The organism is Pseudarthrobacter sp. J47 (assembly GCF_049810315.1).
Taxonomy (GTDB): Bacteria; Actinomycetota; Actinomycetes; order Actinomycetales; family Micrococcaceae; genus Arthrobacter.
In genome coordinates, this window is record NZ_CP187358.1 from 2,150,264 (window position 1) to 2,171,049 (window position 20,786).

Consider the following 20,786-nt stretch of genomic DNA (forward strand, 5'->3'; position numbering starts at 1 on the left):
CCCAACCCGGGACATTCCCGCCAGTATGCCGAGCCCTGCCGCTGGATCCGGGACCCCATCGTTTTTTCATGGCAGGGACGGGGGAACCACGTTTCCGCGGCCTCATTACGGGGCCTTGGGGTTAAGCCGGTAACGCTGTCCAGGACAGCACCGGCCGGGTATCTCCTACCCGAACCCGACAGCTCACCCCGCAGGCATGGGAGAGGCAATCAACCGTGTCAAAAAACGCAACCACCGCCCGCCACCGGGCAACCCCTGCCGGCTCAATCGCCCTTGCAGGCCTCAGCCACTCGGCTAAGTCACACGCCCTCACCGTAGGCCGCCCGGCCCTGGCCGTTGCTGCGGCCTCCGGCCTGGTCTTCGGCATCGGCGCCCCCGCCCAGGCAGGCGTCAACAGCTCGGATTCTTCCGGCTCCGGCGCCGTCCAGGCAACGGCCGCAGCTCCTGCCGCGGCACCGGCTGCTGCATCAGCCAACGTCCACACGGTTGTTTCCGGTGACACCCTCGGCGCGATCTCCGCGGCGTATGGTGTGAGCCTGGCCGATGTTCTGGCTGCAAACGGCCTGGGGATGGCTTCGATCATTTACCCCGGCGACCAGATCCAGATCCCGGGCGCCGGTTACGCTGCTGCCCCTGCCCCCGCACCGGCCGCAGCAGCTCCGGCACCGGCTCCGGCCACTTCGCCGGTGAACCTGACCGCGATGTCCTCCACGGTGGCACCCACGGGCACCGGAACCGGCGCAGCACTGTTGGCTTCGGCCTACAGCCAGCTGGGTGTTTCCCAGGACTGCACCGCGATGGTCGAGAAGGCCCTCCGGTCCGTCGGCAAGAGCGTTGGGGACATCGCTCCCGGCGGCTTCTACGCATACGGCACCGTTGTCAGCAGCCCGGCCCCCGGTGACCTGGTCATCACTGCCGGACACGTTGGCATCTACGCCGGCGACGGCATGGTCGTCAGCGGAGGCGTGGACGGTTACAAGACCGAAGTCCACTCCATCAGCTGGCTCGGCGGAGCATCCTTCGTCCGCGTTGCGTAAGTTGTAGCGCAGGCTGTAGCCGGCTCCCGTCCTTCCGCCGCACTGGTGGCGAGGACGGGGGCCGGTTTCATTTAAGGCTGATGCGCTTCCGTTGGGCTAGCGGCCCCGGCGCCTGGGAAGTCCGATCCGGTCCAGGTCCAGCGCCGCATGCACAGTCGTGCCTCCGGCCTGCGCCGCCGCCTGGGCGGCCAACATCGAAACATCTTCTCCGTACCGCGACGAAAAGTGCGTCAGCACCAGCGTGCCCGCCCCTGCAACGGCGGCGAGCTTCCCTGCCTGCCCGGCAGTGAGGTGGAGGTATTCAGCGGCGAGCGCGGCATCGTCGTCACTGAAGGTGGATTCCGCCACCAGGACGTCAACGCCCTCGGCAAGTCCGGCTGCGCCGTCGCATTCGGCGGTATCCATCACCAGCGCGAAGCTTTGGCCGGGCCTGGGGACGCTGACATCTTCCAACCGGACGCCCGCAAGGGAGCCCTCGCGTTGCAGGCGTCCCACGTCAGGTCCCGCAATGCCGGCGGCCGCTAGCCGATCCGGGAGCAGGCTCCGGCCCGCCGGCTCCGTGAGCCGGTAGCCGTACGTTTCGATGCGGTGTTTCAGTGGCCTGACCTCCAGGCCGGGGGCGATCTCCCCTGCCGATCCGTGCGGATGAAGCCGCAGGTCCAGGCCGGGGGTCGCCAGCGAAACCAGGGCACGGACAGTGTCTTCCCCCGACGCCGGATAGTGCAGGTGCACGGGGTGGGTGACGCCGTCGAGCACCATGCGCGAAAGAACGCCCGGCAGCCCGAAGCAATGGTCACCATGGACGTGGGTCAGGCAGATGCGGGTGACCTGGCTGGCCGAGACACCCGCGTACGTCATCTGCCGTTGTGTGCCCTCGCCGGGATCAAAGAGCAGGCCCTCGCCGTCCCAGCGCAGGAGGTAGCCGTTGTGGTTCCGTGTCCGGGTTGGAACCTGGGATGCGGTGCCGAGGACAACAAGTTCACGCATGCCACCGAGTCTGCCATGATGCTCCGGCTACGGCGCCCTGGCACGGGGTAGACAGTGGACGCCGGGCGGGGCATCCCCTAGCGTTCTTGGTGTTGCATGGGCTTCCGTGCAACACCAGTGGCAAAACCGCGAACCTGGAGTACCCATGACAGACGGCGTGTCCGCATCCCCCGATCCATCATGGTTTGTCCATGACCGCTTCGGGATGTTCGTCCACTGGGGCCTGTACTCCCTCGGAGCCAGGCATGAATGGCTCAAGAACCGAGAGCGCCTCAGTGATGAGCAGTACCTGAAGTACTTCACGCACTTTGCCCCGGACCGGTATGCCCCGCAGGACTGGGCACGGAGCGCCCGGGAGGCGGGCATGAAGTATGTGGTGCTCACGGCCAAGCACCACGACGGTTTTTGCCTGTGGGACACGGCCCTGACTGACTACAAGATCACCAATACGCCGTTCGGCGCGGACGCGGTGGGCCTGTTTGTGGACGCCGCCCGGACTGAAGGGCTCAAGGTGGGCCTGTACTACTCCCTCCTGGACTGGCACCACCCGGACTTTCCCGTGGACGGTGTGCATCCCCAACGCGACGACGAAGAGTTCAAGGCGCGCGAGGCCGGCCGGGACATCGCCCGGTACCGCGAATACCTTCATGGGCAGGTTGAAGAGCTGCTGACTACCTATGGTCCCGTGGACCTGCTGTTCTTCGACTTTTCCTACGAGGGCCTGTATTGGGGTGGCAAGGGCGCCGCCGATTGGGGTTCGCAGGAGCTGCTGGGCATGGTGCGCCGGCTGTCTCCCGGAACGCTGGTCAATGACCGGCTGGGGATCCCGGGCGACTACGTCACCCCTGAGCAGTACCAGCCGCTCAAGCCGATGGAACTGGACGGGAAGCCGGTGGTGTGGGAGGCCTGCCAGACGCTGAACGGCAGCTGGGGATATGACCGGGACAACCAGGATTTCAAGTCCGCGGAGACCGTGGTGAAGATGCTGGTGGACGGCGTTTCCAAGAACGGCAACCTGATCCTGAATGTCGGGCCAACCGGACGCGGCGATATCGAACCGCAGGCGCGGGAAATCCTCCGCTCGGTGGGAACGTGGATGGCAGACCACCAGCGTTCCATCCGCGGGGCCGGGCCTTCCGCGTTCGAAGCGCCCACCGGAACACGGCTCACCCAGCGGGGCAACCGCCTTTACCTGCACCTGTTCGACTGGCCATACCTGCACGTCCATCTCCCGGGCCTTGCAGGCCTGGTGGACTACGCCCAGCTCATGCTGGATGCTTCAGAAATAGCCATCCTTGAAAACGATCCGGACCGGACCGCCCACAACACCCAAATGGGCGGCCTTCCGGCAGGCACGCTCACCCTGGAGCTCCCCGTACAGCGCCCGGACACACTGGTGCCCGTCGTCGAGCTTTTCCTGACCGCCTGAGTGCCTGGCCTAGCTGACGGCCATCTCCCCCAGCTTCGACCATCCGTCCACCTTGACGTTGATGATGTCCGGCGTCTCCGAGAGGTAGGCCGGCAGCGTCCGGGTGGCTTCCTGGAAGTGGGCGGACTGGACGTGCGTGCCGCCTGCTTCATCATCGCGGAAGGCTTCGATCAGCACGTAGGTGTTCGGCTCCTCGAGCGAACGGGACCATTCGAAGAACACGCAGCCTTCTTCAGCGTTGGTGGCCTCGGTGAAGTCCCGTGAAATTTCATGCCAGTTATCTGCATGCTCGGGCTTGACGGGGAATTTGGCGGTGATGAAGATCAATGTCAGTCCTTTTCCAGATCAAAAATGTACGACGACGGCATCCGCAGCGGGCGGGCACCCGCGGGATCAACTGCCGCGTCTGCTATCAACCGTATCTACCGATGCAGGAAGCGCCCTACGGCTACGGCGTGCCGTCAGGATCCACACGAGGGCGCAGACCCCTGCCGCGGCGACGGCGAACGCTGCCACGGGCGAGGCTGCGGCAACAGCCAGCCACCCCTCAATGGCCGCCAGCCCAACCGTCGCGTACAGCAGGGCCCATACAACGGAACCGGCAACAGCTGCCGGAAGGTAGCGTCGCAGCGGCATCTTTGCGGCACCGGCGGCGAGGTTCACCGCCGTCTGTAATCCGATGGTCAGGAACGAAAGAACAACGCCGTACGGTCCCCAGCGCCGGATCAACGCCTGTGCCTTGACTGCTTTGGGACGGACAAGCGCCGTTGAAAGCCGTGTCCGCTCCACGCCTGCTGCCGCGCCGCGGCCGATCCAGTAGGTCACGTTGACCCGGATCATGACGATGGCGAAAAGTGCTGCAAAGGCCAGCCCGAAGGGCAGGTCAAGGAAAGCATCCATTGCTCAGCTCACGCCTTGCTTCCCGCTGCCGATGCCAGCGTAAAGGTCCGTGAACATGGCGCCGTTGTAGCCGAAAATCTTCTGAGCATGCGCGACGACGGCATGCCGGCCCGCATCATCCAGGGGCAGGGAGTCGAGGCGTTCCTTGTACGCGTCCTTGTATGGCTTGATCTTTTCAATGGCGGGAAACAGGTAGAAGTTCAGCCCGGCGTCGGGTATTCCGTAATGGCGCTGGACCATGCGGTAGATGATCTGCCCGCCGGAAAGGTCCCCCAGGAGCCGGACGTAGTGGTTGGCGAGGAGCAATTCGGCGCTGTGGCCGTCCCGGATGGCGCCGGCGTAGGTTCGGGTGGCAGGGACGATCCGTACATCCCCGGAATCCAGCTTAAGCCGCCAGTCCGCGCCGTAGTGGTAGGCCATGTCGGCCTCAAGGGCGCCGGTGCGTTCCAGCGCAGGATCCAGGAAGCCGCCCAGAAGCCGGTGGCTGGAATAGTGGGCCTTCGCGACGGCTTCCATGTCCCGGTAGACAAGGTAGAGCTGCGCCGTGAGTGCGGCCACGGCACCAGCATTGAGCCGGCCATCCAGCAGCTCTCCAACGAACGACGACGATTCCGCTTGCTCATGCGCCGACGCAGTGGATTCTTTCAGCAGTTCAGACAGGGACATGCTCATGACGCTCCTCGCCGTTAACCGGCAGCATCCCAAGCCCCCGGACAGGTACTTAGCCTACCCTAACTATTGTGGCCAGTCTTGGGCTTGGGAGTTCAGCGCCAATGTTGCAAGAGTGTTTGCAACATTGACGGCTACCACTTCAGCTCCCTCAAAATGTCAGACCCCCCTTCCATAATCAGTGCATGGCAAGCGAAGCGGTAGCAGGGGCATTCGAGGCGATCGACGCCGCCCTTGCCGTGCTGCGCGCTGGGGTGGGCGGATCCGTGCGGAACCCCGTCGGGCAACGACCCGTTGGCTGACACCGCTGGTGAATGCCTGGACATCCTGGCAGGTTTGGCCCGCACGGAGGCCCGGCTCGCCGCCCTGAAAGCCGAGGCCGTCGCCCGCTACGCTGACTCCGCACGGGCTATCGCTCCCCCGGACATGCCAGTGCAGGCACAGGAAATGGCCATTGCCGCAGAGCTCGGTTGCCTGCTGTCCATCGGCGACCGGTCCGCGGGCGCCCTTGTTGCGCAGGCACACGCCCTCACAACTTCCCTCCCCCGGACCATGCAAGCCCTCAAAGCCGGGGCAGTGTCATGGCAGCATGCCCGGGTCATGATGGACGAGACCGCCACCCTCAACTCTGCAGCTGCCACCGCCCTGGAGGACCACTTCCTCGACCCGGACACGCCCCTGCCTGCCCGGGGCTGTCCCGCCGGTGAGATGCCCGCCTACCGGTTCCGGCGGAAAGCAAGGGTCTGGCGTGAACGCAACCACCCGGACAGCATTGAACAACGGCACACGAAGAGCGCCGCAGACAGATGCCTGGAGTTCACCCCGGAGCAGGACGGCATGGCGCGCTTGTCGGCCTACCTGCCCGCACACCAGGCTGACGCCATCTGGAACCGCTACACCGCCCTTGCCCGTGGCCTCCAGGGACCCCACGAGGAGCGCACGCTCACCCAGCTTCGGGCTGACCTCTTCGCCGCCACGGCCCTCCGGGGCGGCAGGGACTGCAATGGCTGCAGTAACGGCGCAGGCACCACCCGCGGGGGCAGCGGCGGATCCAACGGAACGGACGACGGCGGGACCGCACCCTTGGGCACCCTGGGACTTGCCGACGTCCCTACTCCCCGGGCCGAGGTCCTGGTCACCGTTCCTGTCTTCGCCCTCCTCGGGGTCACCGACGAGCCGGCAATGCTCGACGGTTATGGCCCCATCCCGGCTTCCCTGGCACGGAAACTTGTTGCTGACGGCGCGGACACCTTCCACCGGGTCCTGGTTGACCCGAGGGACGGCGCCCCACTGGAAATCGGCCGCACCAGTTACCGGCTCACCAAGGCCATGCGGCGTTGGCTCCGGTTGCGGGACGGCAAATGTCCTTTCCCGGGATGCAGCAACCATTCTTTGGACAACGAAGCAGATCACCTCCTGTCCTGGCACCACGGAGGGACCACTGGAATCACCAACCTTGGACAGCCTTGCCCTAAACATCACCGGCTGAGGCACACCAGCGGCTGGGGTCCAACGCCCGCCACCAAAAACGAGCCACCCGGCTGGATTTCACCATCCGGGCGGAAATACCGCAGCGAACACCAGGACTGGGAACCACCACGATGGCCGCCCTCCCTGACCGGACATGGAACCGTCGATTTCCTTCCCCAGTCCGTGGGCGAAGAATCCTTGGTCCGGTTCCTGAGGTCCTTACCCGGGTAGCGCCACCGCGCCGTACCCGCCCGACACCCGACATTTGTTGTCCTGCCATCATGCGCGCCTGCGTTTGGCCGGTCCCATCAGCCCGCAGGAACAAAAGGATCCGGAATGACAAGAGGGACTCCGCACGAAAAACGTGCGGAGTCCCTCTTCTTCTATACGGCTGAGGTCGGCTGGTGAACTAGAAGTCCCAGTCCTCGTCTTCGGTGTTGACGGCCTTGCCGATCACGTACGAGGAACCGGACCCGGAGAAGAAGTCGTGGTTCTCGTCAGCATTCGGGGACAGCGCCGAAAGGATGGCCGGGTTCACATCGGTGACGGAGGCCGGGAACATCGCTTCGTAGCCCAGGTTCATCAGGGCCTTGTTGGCGTTGTAGTGCAGGAATTTCTTGACGTCCTCGGCCAGGCCAACGGAATCGTAAAGATCGTGCGTGTACTGGACTTCGTTTTCGTAGAGTTCGAAGAGCAGCTCGAACGTGTAGTCCTTGATTTCCTGGCGCTTCTCCTCAGAGACTTTCTCCAGGCCCTTCTGGAACTTGTAGCCGATGTAGTAACCATGGACGGCCTCGTCGCGGATGATCAGGCGGATCAGGTCGGCCGTGTTCGTCAGCTTGGCCCGCGAGGACCAGTACATGGGCAGGTAGAAGCCCGAGTAGAACAGGAAGCTCTCCAGCAGCGTGGAGGCAACCTTGCGCTTCAGGGGATCGTCGCCCTGGTAGTAGTCCATGACGATCTGGGCCTTCTTCTGAAGGTTCACGTTTTCAGTGGACCAACGGAAGGCCTCGTCGATTTCCTTCGTGGAAGCCAGTGTGGAGAAGATCGACGAGTAGCTCTTGGCGTGCACCGACTCCATGAACGCAATGTTCGTGTACACGGCTTCCTCGTGCGGCGTCAGCGCATCCGGAATCAGGGAGACGGCACCCACAGTGCCCTGGATGGTGTCCAGCAGGGTGAGTCCGGTGAAGACACGCATGGTGAGCTGCTGCTCGTCAGGGGTCAGCGTTGCCCACGACTGGACGTCGTTGGACAGCGGCACCTTCTCCGGCAGCCAGAAGTTGTTGACGAGGCGGTTCCATACATCCACATCCTTGTCATCCTGGATGCGGTTCCAGTTGATCGCCTCGACGTGGCTGAGCAGCTTGACCTTCTCGGTCATCGCGTCCTTCTCTCTCTGAAATATCTGTACGGGGTCTCGACAAGCTCGACCACCGGTTTAAGCGTAGGTCTCGACAGGCTCGACCACCGTTAAGCCCTACTACGAGCGTACGACGGCGGGCGGGTACCCGCCGTCGTACAATCATGCTTTAGTTGAAGCTTAAAGCATGCAGCTGACGCAGCCCTCCACCTCAGTCCCTTCCAGCGCGAGCTGGCGGAGACGGATGTAGTAGATGGTCTTGATGCCCTTTTTCCAGGCGTAGATCTGGGCCTTGTTGATGTCGCGCGTGGTGGCCGTGTCCTTGAAGAACAGCGTCAGGGACAGGCCCTGGTCCACGTGCTGGGTAGCGGCAGCGTAGGTATCGATGACCTTCTCGTAGCCGATCTCGTACGCGTCCTGGTAGTACTCCAGGTTGTCGTTGGTGAGGTACGGCGCCGGGTAGTACACGCGGCCCAGCTTGCCTTCCTTGCGGATCTCAATCTTGGACGCCACCGGGTGGATCGAGGAGGTGGAGTTGTTGATGTAGGAGATCGAGCCCGTGGGCGGAACAGCCTGCAGGTTCTGGTTGTAGATGCCGTGCTCCATGACGGAAGCCTTCAGCTCGCACCAGTCATCCTGGGTGGGGATGTGGATGTTCTTGAACAGTTCCTTGACCTTCTCGGTCTGCGGGACCCATTCCTGCTCCGTGTACTTATCGAAGAACTCACCCGACGCGTACTTGGACTTCTCGAAGCCACCAAAGGTCTGGCCGGTCTGGATGGCCAGCTTGTTGGAGGCGCGGATGGCGTGGAACACCACCGAGTAGAAGTAGATGTTGGTGAAGTCCAGGCCCTCTTCGGAACCGTAGTGGACCCGTTCACGTGCCAGGTAGCCGTGCAGGTTCATCTGGCCCAGGCCAATGGCATGGCTCTGGTCGTTGCCCTTGGCGATGGACGGCACCGAGGTGATGTTGGACATGTCGGACACTGCGGACAGTGACCGGATGGCCGTCTCGATGGTCAGGCCGAAGTCCGGGCTGTCCATGGTCTTGGCGATGTTCAGTGAGCCAAGGTTGCAGGAGATGTCCTTGCCCGTATCAGCGTAGGAGAGGTCATCGTTGTACGTGGTGGGCTGGGAAACCTGGAGGATTTCCGAGCACAGGTTGGACATGATGATCTTGCCGTCAATCGGGTTTTCCCGGTTCACGGTGTCCTCGAACATGATGTACGGGTAGCCGGATTCGAACTGGATCTCGGCGAGGGTCTGGAAGAACTCACGCGCCTTGATCTTGGTCTTCTTGATCCGGGAATCGTCCACCATCTCGTAGTACTTCTCGGTGACCGAGACGTCAGAGAACGGCATGCCGTAGACCTTTTCGACGTCGTACGGGGAGAACAGGTACATGTCCTCGTCCCGCTTGGCCAGCTCGAACGTGATGTCCGGGATGACAACACCCAGCGAGAGGGTCTTGATGCGGATTTTCTCGTCCGCGTTCTCGCGCTTGGTGTCCAGGAACCGGTAGATGTCCGGGTGGTGTGCGTGCAGGTACACGGCGCCGGCACCCTGGCGGGCACCGAGCTGGTTGGCGTAGGAGAAGCTGTCCTCGAGGAGCTTCATCACGGGGATCACGCCGGAGGACTGGTTTTCGATCTGCTTGATCGGGGCGCCCACCTCGCGGATGTTGGTAAGGGCAAACGCCACGCCGCCGCCGCGCTTGGACAGCTGCAGCGCAGAGTTGATGGAGCGGCCGATCGACTCCATGTTGTCTTCGATGCGGAGCAGGAAGCAGGAAACCAGCTCGCCGCGCTGCTTCTTGCCGGCGTTCAGGAATGTGGGCGTGGCGGGCTGGAAGCGGCCTTCGATGATTTCGTCAACCATCTGCAGCGCCAGCTGCTCGTCGCCGCGGGCAAGGTGCAGGGCGACCATGCAGACGCGGTCCTCGTAGCGCTCCAGGAAACGCTTGCCGTCAAAAGTCTTCAGCGTGTAGGACGTGTAGAACTTGAACGCGCCCAGGAAGGTTTCGAAGCGGAACTTCTTCTTGTACGCGCGGTTGAACAGCTCACGGATGAAGTTCATCGTGTACTGGTCGAGGGTTTCGCGCTCGTAGTACTGGTTCTTCACCAGGTAGTCGAGCTTCTCTTCCAGGTCATGGAAGAACACGGTGTTGTTGTTAACGTGCTGCAGGAAGTACTGGTGGGCGGCCTCGCGGTCGGCCTCAAACTGGATCTCGCCGTTGGCGCCATACAGGTTCAGCATCGCGTTGAGCTCGTGATACCCCAGGCCCTTGTAGGCTGCGGGCATCTCGGGCTTTTCGACGGCGGCACTGGAGTCAGTGCCGGTTGCCCTGGTTACTTCTGTGTCTGCGACAGTCGTGTCCAAAACGCATCCAATCCTTGGTTTACGCGGGCCACGTCTTCTGGCGTGCCCATTAGTTCAAAGCGGTAAAGGCGGGGAACCCCGCATTTGGCGGCGATGATGTCCGCCGCCATGCAGTAGTTGTCCCCGAAGTTGGTGTTGCCGGCCCCGATGACGCCGCGGACCAGTTGCCTGTTCTGCGCGTTATTCAGGAACCGGATGACCTGCTTGGGTACCGATCCCTCTCCCCCGGTTCCGCCATAAGTAGGCACCACCAGGACAAAGGGCCTGGTGGCAAGGAGCGGTGCGTCCTTCGGATAAAGGGGGATCTGTGCCGCGTCACGGCCGAGTTTGCTGACAAACCGGCCGGTGTTCCCGGACGACGAAGTAAAAAAGATGAGCTGGCTTTCCGTGACCTCAGGGCCTGCGGAAAGCTGCGCCCCTGCCGGCGCTCCGGCCATTGCCAGTGCTGCCACGGGAGTCACCTCAGCTGTGTGAAATGGTGCCTGACGATTGGGATAAAAAGGCCTTAGGCCACGGAGGAAACTGAAGCCTGCGCCAGTTCCTCGATCTTGTCCGGACGGAATCCTGACCAGTGGTCCTGATCGGTCACAACTACCGGAGCCTGCATGTAACCCAGGGCCTTAAGGCGGTCCAGGGCTTCAGCGTCCTGCGAGATGTCCACGCTCTGGTAGGCAATGCCCTTCTTATCCAGCGCGCGGTACGTTGCGTTGCACTGAACACAAGCCGGCTTCGTGTAAACCGTGACGGTCATGATCCCATCCCCTTTTCGACGTCTTCTGATCTTCCAGGATGAGCTCACTTCCGCTCCGCCCAATCCGTATGTCGATACTACATGTAGTGCAGGCGGCCGGATGGAACCCCTAGATGATGTATTACAAGTATGTCATTTTATGCACCTTTAATCCACAGGCACGGCACCTCAAATTGCCCGGGAATCCGCCAATCTGAGAGCCGCCATCCACACCCTGTGGAGTAGTTAGGCACATTTAATCCTCCGCGTGTCGCGCCACCTACGGCGTGTCGCCGCCCGTCATGCGCATGCCAGAATGGAGCGCGTGATCAACCCCGTCCACCTGAAAACACTCATCGAGGTGGTACGCCTGGGCTCGTTCGCCGCGGCCGCCGCCCGCCTCGGCTACACCTCCTCTGCCGTCTCCCAGCAGATGTCCGCGCTGGAACGCGATACCGGCGTCGAACTCTTCCAGCGTTCAGCGCGGAGCGTGGTGCCCACCGAAGCCGCCGTGGTGATGATCCGGCACGCCAGCAAGGTCCTCACTGACATTGACGCGCTCCTCGCCGCCGCCTCCCGCAGCGGGGACATGGCCCGGCAGGAACTGCGCCTGGGGATCTTCCCCAGCCTGGCCACCTATGTGCTCCCCCGCATCCTCCAGAACCCGGCATGGAAAAACCTGGGCATCGACCTCAAGGTTTCCGTGGGCGAACCCGGGCAGACCATCCAGGGCCTGCGCAGCGGCGGCGAGCTTGACCTCGCCTTGGTGTTCCAGGTGGGCCAGACCGGACTGGCGTGGCCGCACACCATCAACCGCCAGTGGATCGGGGACGACAACTACCGGGTGGTGCTCCCTGCCGGCTGGGGGTTCCGTCCTGAAGCGAAAGTCGCCGCAGACCACCTTTCCGAGATGCCGTGGATCATGCACCATCCGGGCAGCGCGGACGCAACGGTCATCGAAAGGCTGTTCGTCAGCTGCAACCTGCACCCGCGTGTGGTGGCGCATTCCGATGACTTCCACGCCAGCCTCGAAATGGCGGCAGCGGGCCTGGGCGCGGCCCTGGTACCGGAACTTGCGCTGCAGCACCGGCCGGCCGACGTCGTGGTCCTTGACGTCCCCGAAATCCGGCTGGCCCGCAACGTTTTCGCCCTCCTGATCAACGAAAAGAAGACCGCCCGCGTGCAGCTGTTCGTTGATTTGCTGGCCGAAACCTTCGGGACGCTGGGCACCTCAGCGAAATAATCCGGAATGCTGGAATGCGCGGCGTTCGGGGACTATGTTGAGGACATGAACAAGGTAGCCAGCCGCCATTTCGGTGAAATCGAGCTCAACCACGGCCGCGATCACTACTTCGTGGCCAAACACGAGCTGGCCGGCCAACCCCTGGAACTCGACCTGAACATCGGCTCGCACGACCACTTCGACGAGGCCGCGATGCACAAGGTCGATTACCGGCTCCGGTACCTCCCGGAGCTGGTGGACGAGGTCCGGCAAATGATCGCGGACGAGCTCGAACAAGAGGGCACCAGCCCCCAGGAGTACCTGCACTTCCACTGCAACGCCATCAAGGACGAGCACCTGCAGAAGGTTTTCGGCGTCACTGACAAGCGCCAGCTGACCAACGATGTTTTCCTCAAAGCACTCAAGCTCGGCCACGTGGGGATTTTTCCCGGCCAGCCCGAACGCTACTTCGTGATGGATTTCACCCTCGGTGAGCACTTCACGGACGAGGTCCTGGTGGCTTCGGCAGACCAGGACGGCGTCGTTGACGACGAAATCCTGTGGGAGTCGTAGGATCTCGACGAGCTCGATCACCGGGCGCAATCAACGACGCCGGCCGGTCACCTTTCAGAGGTGACCGGCCGGCGTCGTTTATCCGGTGGTTGAGCTTGTCGAAACTTACTTCGCTGCCGCGAGCAGTTCGGCGCGGACGGCCTGGGTTGCTTTGACCAGGTTCCGCAGGGATTCCTCGGTCTCCACGTAGCCGCGGGTCTTCAGCCCGCAGTCCGGGTTGACCCAGAGCTGGCGGGACGGAACGTGCTTGACGGCGGTGGCCAGCAGCTCGGTGACCTCTGCCTCCCCGGGGACGCGCGGCGAGTGGATGTCGTAGACGCCGGGGCCAACACCGCGGCCGAAGCCGTGGCTCTCCAGGTCGTGGACAACCTCCATGCGGGACCGGGCAGCCTCGATGGACGTAACGTCCGCGTCCAGGCCGTCGATGGCGTCGATGATCACGCCGAACTCCGAGTAGCAGAGGTGGGTGTGGATCTGGGTCTCATCCTTGGCGCCTGCCGTGGCCAGGCGGAAGGAATCCACTGACCACTTCAGGTAGTCGGCGTGCTCCGCCTTCCGCAGCGGCAGCAGTTCACGCAGCGCGGGCTCGTCCACCTGGATGATCCTGATGCCGGCAGCTTCCAGGTCAGCAATCTCATCCCGCAACGCCAGGCCAACCTGGTTGGCGGTTTCGCCCAGCGGCTGGTCATCGCGGACGAAGGACCACGCGAGGATGGTGACAGGTCCGGTGAGCATTCCCTTCATGGGCTTGCTGGTCAGGGACTGGGCGTACTCGGCCCAGGCCACAGTGATGGGGGCGCTGCGGGTCACGTCGCCCCAAAGGATTGACGGACGAGTGCAGCGTGAGCCGTAGGACTGGACCCAGCCGTGGACCGTCACATCGAATCCTTCGAGGTTCTCCGCGAAGTACTGGACCATGTCGTTGCGCTCGGGTTCGCCGTGCACCAGGACGTCGTAGCCAAGCTCTTCCTGCAGCTCAACAACGCGCTTGATCTCATCCTTCATGAGCTGCTGGTACTGCTCGTCCGTGAGGTCGCCCTTGTTGTTGCGGGCCCGGGCGGACCGGATCTCGGAGGTCTGCGGGAACGATCCGATGGTGGTGGTGGGCAGCGGCGGCAGGGCCAGCGCCTCCGTCTGGGCAGCTTCACGCACTTCATACGCGGAGCGGCTGAAGTCGGCGGCGGTCAGGGCACCGGTGCGGGTCCGGACGTCCTCACGACGGACACCTTCTGCGGTGGCACGCGAGGCGATGACGGCGGACGCCTGATCAATGGCGGCCTGCGCCGATGCCGGATCCGCCAGGTAGTCAGCCAGCGTGCGGACCTCAACGGCCTTCTGGTCCGAGAACGCAAGCCAGCTGCGCAGCTGTTCCGGCAGCTGGGTTTCCTCGGCAACATCGTGCGGGACGTGCTGGGTGGAGGTGGACGTGCTGACGGTGACGCGGCCGGCGGCGGCTTTGAGCGCATCCAGCTTTGCAGCGGAGGCGGCAAGGTCGTTGCGCCAGATGTTGTGGCCGTCCACCAGACCCGCCACCAGGGTCTTGGTGCCCAGGGCTGCCAGTGCTGCGGCAGAGGGAACTTCGCCCTTGAAGAGGTCCAGGTGCAGGGCGTCGATGTTGGTGGCCGCAAGCGTGCCAAGCTGACCGTCCAGGGCACCGTACGGGCTGGACACCAGGATCTGCGGGCGGTTGGCTGCGCTGGTCAGGACCTCGTAGGCGCGGGCAACGGCGGCTTCGATCCGGGCCGCCGGGGTTTCCTGGTCCACCACCAGGGCAGGCTCATCCAGCTGGACCCAGCCGGCGCCGGCTTCTGCGAGCCTGGCCAGCAGTTCAACGTAGACGGGCAGGATGTCCTCGAGGCGGGACAGCGGCTCAAAGCCGGCCGGTGCGTCGTCGGACGCCTTGGACAGCAGCAGGTACGTCACGGGTCCCACGATGTACGGGCGGGTCTCGACGCCGTTGGCCAGTGCGGCCGCGAACTCGTCAACCTTGCGGGTGGAGGCCAGCGTGAAGTCGGTCTCCGGGCCGATTTCCGGCACCAGGTAGTGGTAGTTGGTGTCGAACCACTTGGTCATTTCCAGCGGCTGCTGTTCGTCGTTGCCGCGGGCCAGCGTGAAGTAGCCGTCCAGGTCCAGCTTTCCTTCACCGTTCAGGAGCTGGCCGAAGCGGGCGGGGACGGCACCCAGGTGGGCGGTGGTGTCCAGCACCTGGTCGTAGAAGGAGAAGGTGCCCGGAACGGCGGCCGCCTCGGTCAGGCCCAGTTCCTGCAGGCGCTTTGCGGTGCCGAGCTGGATGTCCAGTGCTGCGGCTTCCAGTGCCGCGGCGTCGATCTTGCCGGCCCAGTAGGCTTCGACGGCCTTCTTCAGCTCGCGGCGGCGGCCGATGCGGGGGTAGCCCAGCAGGGAGGCGGCGGGGAAGGGAGTGCGCTGTTCAGTCATGGGAAATTCCTTAAAGTGTGATGCGTCGGCGTAGGCGACGGGTTCAAAAAGATGCGGAAGTAAGGGGATTCAGCCGGCGAGCTGGCGGCTTGCCGCGAGGCGGCGTCCGGCGCTGCGGGAGTTCCGCGGCAGCGCCAGCTTGTCCAGCACCTCAAGGGCGCTCTGGTGCTCATTGAAGGTATAGATGTGCAGGCCGGGGGCCCCGGCGTCGAGGGCTGCGTTAGCCAGGTCAACGGTGGCGCGCACGCCGATCCGCTGGCGTTCCACGTCGGAGCCGGCGGCGGCCAGGCGCCCCATAAGCTCCGGAGCAGGTTCGACGCCGGTCAGCTCACCCAGGCGGGTGACCCTGCGCAGGCTGGTCAGCGGCATAACGCCGGGAATGATCGGAATCGTGACCCCGGCACGCCGGGCCCGGGTTACCAGGTCCGCGTACTGCTCTGCGTGGAAGAACACCTGGGTGATGGCGAAATCGGCGCCGGAGCGCTGCTTTGCCAGGAGCACCTCTACATCGTGCGCTTCCGTGGGCGACTCCGGATGCCGTGTGGGGTAGGCCGCCACGCCAATGGCGATCTTGCCGGCACACAGCAGGGCTGAACGGCGCTGCTCCACCCGGCGGATGAGCTCGATCAGGTCCTGGGCGTACCGCAGGGATCCTTCAGCCGGCCTGGAGCCGTCCTGCGGAAGATCTCCACGAAGGGCCAGGATCCCACGGACACCGTGGTCCAGCAGTTCGCCCACAATGTCCGCCAGCTCCTGCGGTGTGTTGCCAACGCAGGTGAGGTGGGCCAGCGGACGCAGCGTGGTCTCCAGCAACAGCCGGTTAATAAGCTCGACGGCGGTGTCCCGGTTGGAGCCGCTGGCGCCGTACGTGACGGAGACGTAGTCCGGTTCCGTGCTTTCAAGTTCCCTGATGGTGTTCCACAGGGACTCGGCAGCTGCTGCCGAACGCGGCGGGAAAAGTTCGTAGGAAAGCGCAACGGGTGCTGTACCGCTGAGATCCGGGTGCGTATCAATAAGGCTTGGTGGTGACATTTGCGTCCTTGGCTGGGGCATTGATCCCCTGAAACAGGCGTCCGGAGACGGACTGGTACAGGAATCTCAATGTGTTGAGTTTGGGATGCACGGAACTCGAACTTCAACAGGGCGCAGCCGCGACTGTTACGCCTGAAACGAAGTTGATCCGTGAGCAAATGTCAGGCCCACATGGGGGCACCCACACCCTCCTGAACGGAGGATCGCTGACACGTTACGTCGGTAACTTGTTTTGAACTCTATGAGAGGTGGCACTGCCTGGACAAGTCGGTTGTCGAATTAAGACGCACTTTTACGGCAGATGAATCCTCCGCCATGAATTATGTTCGCCTGAAGGGCCCTTTCCGGCCACGGCACGGCTCACCAGGGACGGTCCACCGGCGGTCCCGTTCCCTCCAGGTACTCCTGCCGGTCTTCGCTTTCCGCACGGTCCTGCAGTGCCCGGCCGGCCATGTCCTTCAGCCGTTCCAGCCGGTCCTGTTGCCCGGCATCGGCCGGTTCCGGTTCTTCCGCGGGTTCCTGGCCGGGTTCCTCCTGGACGTCGGCACCCGGTTGTGTTCCGGCGTCGTCCATTTTTTGCTGGAGCCGCGCCTGGGCCTCCTCCAGCTGCTGGCCTTCGCCGGCGTCGTTGAAGCCAGGAACCGCCTCCGCACCTTCCGCGAAGCATCCTCCAGGAGCCCCCTGCACCACGTCCAGTCCTTCGCCAAAAAGGGCAGCAGCCCCCGGGTCATCTGCTTCAGCGGCCGCATCCCCCATCTTTTCAATGCTCAGCACCAGGTTGACGCGGACCCGGCATTCATCGGCACCCGGCCCCGCAGTCAGCAATTCCTCGAACCGGTCCCTGGCCCCGGCAAAGTCCCCGGTCAGGACCAGCGCATCCCCTTCCGCGAACGCCGGTTTGTGCGTCTCCAGAAGGTTGGCCACCCGCAATGCCCCGGCGGCGCGGGCCAGGGCCGCGGCGTCCCTGTTCTCGAAGGCGCTGATCGACTGCCCGCTAAACACGGCCACGCTGAGCAGCTTGGCCGCAATCAGCAGGGCCAGCAGGACCGGAAGCGCAGAACGCACCAGCAGCCGACGGCGCCGGGCCAGTCTTTCAGTCCTGCCAGGTTCCGGCGCGGGACGCCGCAGTCCGCCGGTCATGCTGTGGCCCCCTTGAGTTCCTGGAGCTTCCGGACTGTGAGCACGGTTTCCCTGGTGGCAAGGAGGAAGGCCCCGAAAGCCGGAATCCAGTACAGCTCCATCCGGCCCGGAAGCGCATCATCGTGAGTGGTTCCGGGTGCCTCGGCAACACGCTGCAGCCGGTCCGGCCTGGCCGCAACCAGCATGTCCGACGCCGGGTTCCCGGGAAGCCGGTGCACCACCGGTATGCCAAGGGACGTGGCAATGTCACCGAGGTTGGCCAGGTCAATCCGCGAAACAGCGTCCCTGGCGACGTCGCCGGAACGGTCCTGGATGTAGGCGGGTTCGGGATTTTCACCGGGCTCCGCAGCCGCGTCCTGGCCAGCCGCGTCCTGGTCATAAAGGGGCAGTCCCGCGTACTCCAGCATCCGGCCGCCCTCCTCAGTGCCGTAACCCAGCACGGCCCCGCCGTCCACCAGGGACGGATCAACCTTCAGCGGGCCCGGCGCCTTCCCGGTGGTCTGTTCGCCGTCGCCGAAATAGAACACAAAACGCAGCCGCTCCGGATGCCGGTCCCGGCCTGCGCGGAGCCGCTCATCCAGCAACGGGCCGGCCGCCGTAACACTGCTTCCACTGGAATAGTCCGTAACCTGCGGGGTCAGCACGCTTGCCAGTGTCTCCACGGCTCCGGCGTCGGTGGTCAGCGGCATCCTCACCGCCGCGTCCGAGTCAAAGGTGATCACGGAAAAGCGGGAGCCTGCCAGTTCAGAGGCGAGAGAGGCAATATCGGCCCTGACGCCGTCGAGCCTTGCGCCGTCCCCAAAGTCCTCCGCCGCGATGCTGCTGGTGGTGTCAACCACCAGGTACACATCCACGTCCATGGCGGTGGCCTGCACGGTCCCGCCACCCACGCCCGGCCTGGCAGCGGCGAGCGCCAGCAGGATCAGCATGGCGGCACGGAACAGCCAGCCTCGCAGGTGGTTTTTTCCGGTGCCGCCGGAACCTGGACGCAAAACCGGAAACAGAAGTACGACGGCGGGAACCAGGGCTGCGAGCGCAACGGCGGCCAGGATCCACCAGGGGAAAACCGGTAGGAAAGTCACCGTTCGGCCCTCCAGGCCAGGCCAACCAGCAGCACGCCGCCCACGAGGGCGATGCCCAGCGGCCATCCCGCCTGGTCATGGACGATGCGCCGTGGTGACCCCTCGATGGCGGCGGCCTCAGTCTCCTGGACCTGACGCACGATCTCCGGCACGGCTTCGGCGCTGTCCAGGCTGTAGTAGGCACCGCCGCTTTCCTCGGCAACAGCTCGCAGCTGGGCTCCAGGCTGCCCGGGATCGCTGCCGTAGTCGAAGTCGCCGGGGTTCAGGGCGTAGATGCGGGCCTCCTTGTCCGCAGCAAGTCCGGCGGCCTCCTCCAGGGTGAAGATGGGTTCGCCGGCCAGCACGTTGTCCGTTGCGAAGATCACCGAGCGGGGCCGCGATCCGTCGTTGGGCCCGGGCAAACCCTGGACGCACGAGGCGAGCCCGTCCCCTATCAGGGAGGATCCGGGCCCCAGCCAGGTGCCGGACAGGAGGGCTGTGCTGTCTGACGTCCCCTCAAAGGCGGCCTGCGCCTGCTCCAGCTGTTCCAGCACCAGCCCGTAGTCGTCCGTGAGCGGAAACAGCTGCGCCGCAGAACTGTCGAACACCGTCAGGCCTATCCGCTCGCCGTCAAACTTTGCTGCCAACTCCCTGAAGACACCCACGACGGCGGCATCGGCGTCGCTCATCGACCCGGAGGCATCCAGGCACAGCATGATGTCCCGGTTGCGCTGCTCCGGGCGGTCTGTGACGTTTTGGACGGGCCTCGCGGCGGCGAACGCCGAGGCCAAGAGGACCACCACCCCGCAACCCGCCAGCACCGCCAGCAGGAGGCGGTAGCGGCGCACAGCGTTCCGGTAGGCCGGCAGGGCGGTGAGCCGATCCGTGTGCGCTGCCGGGGTACCGTCCGGGACATGCTTGCGCCGCTTCAGTGCCAGCCACCAGGCTGCCGCCGCCAGAAGCGCCGCGAGCGGGAGGACCCACCAGTTGATCAGTTCCATAAGGCCACCACGGATTTGGCTGCCGTCGCGGATGCGTCAATGGACGGCAATGGTTCGGGGCCGAACTCCCCCGGATACAGCTGTTCCAGGGCGCTCGCCAGCACCGGGACGGGGTGCCTGGAAATCTCGTCAAGGGTCATCCGCGGCGCGTCCACACCAGAAGCGTCACGGATATACTTGCGGGCCAGCAGGCTCAGCTCCTGGTGCCCCGAGCGCAACGGAATACGTCCGGCACGGGTATCGGCCACCACCGCGTCCATGCGCTCCAGGTAGGTCTCGCGCAACAACCCGGCGTCTGCCTTTGGCGTCAGCCGGACCGGCGCCGGAGCGGTCACTTTGCGTCGGCGTGTGGAGAAGAACACCCAGGCAAGCCAACCGGCGGTGACCAGCAGTACCGCAAATCCGGCCCAGCCCCACCAGGCACCGTAGGCGAGCGGCGCGTAGAAGCCTTCGCCGTCCTGCACTGCGTTATCCCCCACGACGATGCCTTTCCAGCAGTGAGAACAAAGCCGGCATCACTTCGGCGCTGCTCCCGAGCTCTCCTTCGGAAATACCAACCCGGCGGAGCATGGCACTGCGTTCCCCGTCCCTCCGCTCCATGGCCTCCGCATAGGACCGCGCCACCGCCGGGGAGCCGGCAAGACGTCGAAGCAACGGGGAAAAGTCATCCACGCTGAACGTATCCGCTCCCACAGCGGCCATCTCCGCGTTGGCCAGCTCCGCATCCCTGATGGTCAGCCACAGAATTTCGTGTTGGGCCCGCAGCCTGCGCAGTATCTTCTCCAAACCTGCGTCGGCCGTGACCTCGTCCGCTACGACAAACAGCAGCATCCGCCGGCCGAACGTGGAAGCAATGTACTCCAGCTGGCCCTGCAGCCTGCTGGGAGGCGCGGACAATGACGCTCCGTCCACATCCCGGAGCAGCCGTTCCAGGTGCGCTTCCCCGGATTGTGCGGGCAGGTGCCTGGAACCGCTGGCGTCTCCGGACACCAGGCCCACGGGGTCGCCGTGCTTTTGGGCAAGCAGACCGATCACGCCAAGGGCAAGGACGGCGAGGTCCTTTTTGGTTTCGCCGCCGCGCGCAACTGCAGCCATGTTCCGGCCTGTGTCCGTTACCAGGAGGACGTTCTGTTGGCGCACAGCAACATAGCGCCGGATCAGCGGTGAACCGTGCCTGGCTGTGGCCTTCCAGTCAATGGCACGCACGTCATCACCCGGCACATAGGCCCGAAGGTCATCAAAGTCCAGGCTGCTGCCTTTGAACACTGAACCGTATTCGCCGTCGAGCAGTCCGCGGACCTTGCGGTGCGCGAAGATGAACATCTTCGATTTCACCCGGGGCAGGAGAGCTGCCATG

At 64.2% G+C, this 20,786-nt stretch carries 20 protein-coding genes and 1 riboswitch; of the genes, 5 read left to right on the forward strand and 15 right to left on the reverse strand.

From position 1 onward, the window contains the following. Positions 1-29: 29 nt before the first annotated feature. A riboswitch (cyclic di-AMP (ydaO/yuaA leader) is annotated at positions 30-212 on the forward strand. Positions 213-215: 3 nt separating this feature from the next. Then, a complete protein-coding gene (locus tag ACPJW8_RS09775; protein ID WP_330188431.1) occupies positions 216-1,037 on the forward strand; it encodes a C40 family peptidase in 822 nt (273 codons plus the stop codon). 96 nt (positions 1,038-1,133) lie between these two features. On the opposite strand, the gene ACPJW8_RS09780 is transcribed toward ACPJW8_RS09775, so the two are convergent. Further along, positions 1,134-2,024 carry a ribonuclease Z gene (locus ACPJW8_RS09780; protein WP_330188432.1) on the reverse strand — a complete coding sequence of 297 codons (891 nt, stop codon included), beginning with the start codon at positions 2,022-2,024 and terminating at the stop codon, positions 1,134-1,136. A gap of 145 nt (positions 2,025-2,169) precedes the next feature. On the opposite strand from ACPJW8_RS09780, the gene ACPJW8_RS09785 reads away from it, so the two are divergent. Continuing rightward, positions 2,170-3,453 carry an alpha-L-fucosidase gene (locus tag ACPJW8_RS09785; RefSeq protein ID WP_425256318.1) on the forward strand — a complete coding sequence of 428 codons (1,284 nt, stop codon included), beginning with the start codon at positions 2,170-2,172 and terminating at the stop codon, positions 3,451-3,453. Between the two features lie 9 nt (positions 3,454-3,462). Here ACPJW8_RS09785 and ACPJW8_RS09790 read toward each other — a convergent pair whose 3' ends face one another. The 3 genes from ACPJW8_RS09790 to ACPJW8_RS09800 all read right to left on the reverse strand — a co-directional run bounded on the left by ACPJW8_RS09790 (position 3,463) and on the right by ACPJW8_RS09800 (position 5,025). Then, the gene (locus tag ACPJW8_RS09790; protein WP_330188434.1) at positions 3,463-3,780 is read right to left on the reverse strand and encodes a putative quinol monooxygenase; all 318 of its coding nucleotides are present in this window, start codon (positions 3,778-3,780) and stop codon (positions 3,463-3,465) included. Positions 3,781-3,846: 66 nt separating this feature from the next. Further along, positions 3,847-4,353, reverse strand: a complete 507-nt coding sequence (locus ACPJW8_RS09795; protein ID WP_330188435.1) for a DedA family protein — start codon at positions 4,351-4,353, stop codon at positions 3,847-3,849. 3 nt (positions 4,354-4,356) lie between these two features. Next, on the reverse strand, positions 4,357-5,025 hold the full coding sequence (locus ACPJW8_RS09800; RefSeq protein WP_330188436.1) for a biliverdin-producing heme oxygenase: 669 nt from the start codon (positions 5,023-5,025) through the stop codon (positions 4,357-4,359). 291 nt (positions 5,026-5,316) lie between these two features. Between ACPJW8_RS09800 and ACPJW8_RS09805 the strand changes: the two genes are divergently transcribed. Beyond that, on the forward strand, positions 5,317-6,723 hold the full coding sequence (locus tag ACPJW8_RS09805; protein ID WP_330188437.1) for an HNH endonuclease signature motif containing protein: 1,407 nt from the start codon (positions 5,317-5,319) through the stop codon (positions 6,721-6,723). Positions 6,724-6,901: 178 nt separating this feature from the next. Here ACPJW8_RS09805 and nrdF read toward each other — a convergent pair whose 3' ends face one another. The 4 genes from nrdF to nrdH all read right to left on the reverse strand — a co-directional run bounded on the left by nrdF (position 6,902) and on the right by nrdH (position 10,985). Then, on the reverse strand, positions 6,902-7,876 hold the full coding sequence (nrdF, locus tag ACPJW8_RS09810; protein WP_330188438.1) for a class 1b ribonucleoside-diphosphate reductase subunit beta: 975 nt from the start codon (positions 7,874-7,876) through the stop codon (positions 6,902-6,904). A gap of 159 nt (positions 7,877-8,035) precedes the next feature. Then, on the reverse strand, positions 8,036-10,156 hold the full coding sequence (gene nrdE, locus ACPJW8_RS09815; RefSeq protein WP_330188519.1) for a class 1b ribonucleoside-diphosphate reductase subunit alpha: 2,121 nt from the start codon (positions 10,154-10,156) through the stop codon (positions 8,036-8,038). Positions 10,157-10,203: 47 nt separating this feature from the next. Further along, positions 10,204-10,671: a class Ib ribonucleoside-diphosphate reductase assembly flavoprotein NrdI gene (gene nrdI / locus ACPJW8_RS09820; RefSeq protein ID WP_330188520.1), complete on the reverse strand. Its 468-nt coding sequence runs from the start codon at positions 10,669-10,671 to the stop codon at positions 10,204-10,206. 68 nt (positions 10,672-10,739) lie between these two features. Next, a complete protein-coding gene (gene nrdH / locus ACPJW8_RS09825) occupies positions 10,740-10,985 on the reverse strand; it encodes a glutaredoxin-like protein NrdH (protein ID WP_330188439.1) in 246 nt (81 codons plus the stop codon). Positions 10,986-11,289: 304 nt separating this feature from the next. Here nrdH and ACPJW8_RS09830 point away from each other — a divergent pair, with 304 nt between their 5' ends. Further along, complete coding sequence (locus ACPJW8_RS09830) at positions 11,290-12,207, forward strand: LysR family transcriptional regulator (protein ID WP_330188440.1); 918 nt, start codon at positions 11,290-11,292, stop codon at positions 12,205-12,207. A gap of 45 nt (positions 12,208-12,252) precedes the next feature. Further along, the gene (locus tag ACPJW8_RS09835; RefSeq protein WP_330188441.1) at positions 12,253-12,759 is read left to right on the forward strand and encodes a DUF2004 domain-containing protein; all 507 of its coding nucleotides are present in this window, start codon (positions 12,253-12,255) and stop codon (positions 12,757-12,759) included. 105 nt (positions 12,760-12,864) lie between these two features. On the opposite strand, the gene metE is transcribed toward ACPJW8_RS09835, so the two are convergent. From metE to ACPJW8_RS09870, 7 genes are all read right to left on the reverse strand, one after another. Continuing rightward, positions 12,865-15,195: a 5-methyltetrahydropteroyltriglutamate--homocysteine S-methyltransferase gene (gene metE, locus ACPJW8_RS09840; protein WP_330188442.1), complete on the reverse strand. Its 2,331-nt coding sequence runs from the start codon at positions 15,193-15,195 to the stop codon at positions 12,865-12,867. A 69-nt stretch (positions 15,196-15,264) separates the two neighbouring features. Beyond that, positions 15,265-16,227 (reverse strand): methylenetetrahydrofolate reductase, encoded by a 963-nt coding sequence (locus ACPJW8_RS09845; RefSeq protein ID WP_330188443.1) that lies wholly within the window; start codon positions 16,225-16,227, stop codon positions 15,265-15,267. Between the two features lie 360 nt (positions 16,228-16,587). Next, positions 16,588-17,367 (reverse strand): hypothetical protein, encoded by a 780-nt coding sequence (locus ACPJW8_RS09850; RefSeq protein WP_330188444.1) that lies wholly within the window; start codon positions 17,365-17,367, stop codon positions 16,588-16,590. Continuing rightward, on the reverse strand, positions 17,364-18,449 hold the full coding sequence (locus ACPJW8_RS09855; protein WP_330188445.1) for a VWA domain-containing protein: 1,086 nt from the start codon (positions 18,447-18,449) through the stop codon (positions 17,364-17,366). Before ACPJW8_RS09855 ends, ACPJW8_RS09850 begins: the two co-directional genes overlap by 4 nt. Next, on the reverse strand, positions 18,446-19,429 hold the full coding sequence (locus tag ACPJW8_RS09860; RefSeq protein ID WP_330188446.1) for a vWA domain-containing protein: 984 nt from the start codon (positions 19,427-19,429) through the stop codon (positions 18,446-18,448). Before ACPJW8_RS09860 ends, ACPJW8_RS09855 begins: the two co-directional genes overlap by 4 nt. Continuing rightward, the gene (locus ACPJW8_RS09865) at positions 19,420-19,908 is read right to left on the reverse strand and encodes a hypothetical protein (protein WP_330188447.1); all 489 of its coding nucleotides are present in this window, start codon (positions 19,906-19,908) and stop codon (positions 19,420-19,422) included. Before ACPJW8_RS09865 ends, ACPJW8_RS09860 begins: the two co-directional genes overlap by 10 nt. Continuing rightward, the gene (locus tag ACPJW8_RS09870; RefSeq protein ID WP_330188448.1) at positions 19,898-20,785 is read right to left on the reverse strand and encodes a DUF58 domain-containing protein; all 888 of its coding nucleotides are present in this window, start codon (positions 20,783-20,785) and stop codon (positions 19,898-19,900) included. The genes ACPJW8_RS09865 and ACPJW8_RS09870 overlap by 11 nt, the downstream gene beginning before the upstream one ends. Position 20,786: the final 1 nt, after the last annotated feature.